At 59.0% G+C, this 734-nt stretch carries 1 pseudogene; it reads right to left on the bottom strand.

From position 1 onward, the window contains the following. Positions 1–167 precede the first annotated feature (167 nt). Positions 168–734, bottom strand: a pseudogene (locus QWJ46_RS31060) (ISNCY family transposase); the annotation flags it as partial.

Below are 734 nucleotides of genomic sequence, written 5' to 3'. Positions count from 1 at the left end.
ATGTCAAAGCTGATTAGGAATGCGACTCTGCCAACCGATTAGAAATGCGACGCTGGCACTGACGCTCAGCCCCCGATCCGACCGGCTGAGCCGGGTTGCAAGGGAGGAGCGGGGGCGGGTGAGACGCACCCCTTCGGCTTTAGCTTTGAGACTATGTCGGTCACCATTCATTCCGCAGCCTCCATGCGCGCCATCGCCTTCTGGCGTCTGGCAATCACCTCCGGATCGTTCATGAAATCCGTCCGCCGGCCGGGCTTGCGGCCCCGCTTCTGATAACCATTGCCCTGGCTACCATCCGGTATCCCAAACATATGATCCGTCTGACCGGTGCGGCGAGGGCCGCTCTTGCTCCGCTGCAGTTCACGTCCAGCCTGCAGCTCAGCGACGATCGAAAGCATGTCGTCCAAACGCTTATTCTCGACGACCTCCGGCCGGTGGATCGACCGCAATGTGTCGAAGGTTCTGTAGGGCAAGGCAAAACTCTCGTGCATGATCTCGAGGCGGCCATCCGGATAATCGCAGACGACGACCTTCTTACCTGCCAGGGGCCTGGAAAGCTCCGTCGGATCGAGAATGAACAAGACCTTGTCGTAGCGTAGCGTCAGGGACTGCGACAGCGTGCGGACTTCCTTCCGGCACATGGCGCCATCAAGGTTCTCATAATCGGCCAGCGGACGATGCATGTCCTTCGGATTGCGTGGCTGTTTGCCGAAACGGACATTGAAATCCTCGAT

Source organism: Rhizobium sp. CBN3 (assembly GCF_030518245.1).
In the GTDB taxonomy this organism is placed as follows: domain Bacteria; phylum Pseudomonadota; class Alphaproteobacteria; order Rhizobiales; family Rhizobiaceae; genus Rhizobium; species Rhizobium aethiopicum_A.
Note: the sequence above shows the minus strand (reverse complement) of the source record. Positions and strands in the feature narration are given on the sequence as shown.